The organism is Methylobacterium sp. WL7 (assembly GCF_008040085.1).
In the GTDB taxonomy this organism is placed as follows: domain Bacteria; phylum Pseudomonadota; class Alphaproteobacteria; order Rhizobiales; family Beijerinckiaceae; genus Methylobacterium; species Methylobacterium mesophilicum.
The window spans coordinates 1-1,373 of sequence record NZ_VRVG01000310.1; the positions used below are offsets into that span (position 1 = coordinate 1).

Sequence of the window (1,373 nt, forward strand, 5' to 3'; positions counted from 1 at the left end):
GCATGGCGCTCTCCTGAAACATCCCTCGCCCAACGTCGCGGGACGCGGTCACGGTTCCGGAGAGGCGCGTCCTCAGGCGCGTCGGGTGATCACGGATACGTAGAAGCCGTCCGTGCCGGTCCGCAGCGGGGTCATCTGCAGGCCGTGCTCCGTCTGGCGAACAGAGGACGCGAGGCTCGGCGGCCCCGCCGCCAGCACGGTCTCGGCCGGCACGGCATCGAAGCGGCCACGCCAGCGCGACAGCAGACCGGCCACGGCCGCGTCGTTCTCCGCCGGCAGGAGCGAGCAGGTGACGTAGACGATCCGCCCGCCGGGCCGGACCAGCTTGGCCGCCCGGTCCAAGACCTGCGACTGCTCGGCGATGCGCAGGGCCAGGCTTCCGGGCCGCAGCCGCCACTTGGCGTCCGGGTTGCGCCGCCAGGTCCCTGAGCCGGTGCAAGGCGCATCGACCAGCACCCGGTCGATCTGGCCGTCGAGATCCTCCAGCACGTCGGCGCGGGCCTTGCCGCCGCGCGGTGTCCGTACTTCGGCCGCGGCCCCGGAGCGGCGCAGGCGCTCGTGGATCGGCGCGAGCCGGCGCGGATCGCCGTCCGTGGCGATCAGGCGGGCGCCGTTGCGGGTCTGGGAGGCCAGCGCCAGGGTCTTGCCGCCGCCGCCGGCGCAAAGGTCTACGATGGTCTCGCCCGCTTGCGGATCCGCCAGAAGGGCGGCGAGCTGCGAGCCCTCGTCCTGTATCTCGTACCAGCCGTCCAGAAACTCGGCCTCGACGTGGAGCGCCGGGCCTCGGCCGTCGGCGCCGATCGGGATCCGGACGCCGAGCGGCGCGTGCGGGGTCGGCGCGGCATCGAAGCCGCTCAGCGCGGGCATCAAGTCGTCACGGCTGCCGCGTAGGGCGTTGACCCGGATGTCGAGGGGTGCGCGCCGGGCGAGCGCCTTCAATTCAGGGATCAGGTCGTCGCCGAGCGCGGCCTCCAGCTCGGGCAGCACGAAGGGCGGGGCGTCGCCGGCCACTTCGGGCGGGGCCTCGTCCAGCGTGCCGGTTTCGAGGCGCGCGCGCTCGTCGTCGCTCAGCGGCTCGGGGGCGAAGCGCTCGCCCGAGAACAACGTAGCCACGGACGCGGCGGCGAGCCCCTGCTGCAGCCGCAGGGAGCCGATCAGCACGGCGCGCGGCGCCTCGGAGCCCATGATCCAGGCGGCGGATGCCCGCCGGCGCAGGGCGTCGTAGACCAGGCTGGCGATCCCGGCCCGGTCGCCGGAGCCGGCGAAACGGTGGGCGAGGCCCCAATCCTTGAGCGCGTCGGCGGCGGGGCGGCGGCGCTCCGCGATATCGGTCAGGACTTCGATGGCGGCGGAGCAGCGGGCGGCGGGGGTCA

Annotated in this window: 1 protein-coding gene; it reads right to left on the reverse strand. The window is 74.4% G+C overall.

The features are described from left to right. Positions 1-72: 72 nt before the first annotated feature. Positions 73-1,373, reverse strand: a 1,301-nt coding sequence (locus FV233_RS29460) for an RsmB/NOP family class I SAM-dependent RNA methyltransferase (RefSeq protein ID WP_246690149.1), incomplete at its 5' end; no start/stop codon positions are given.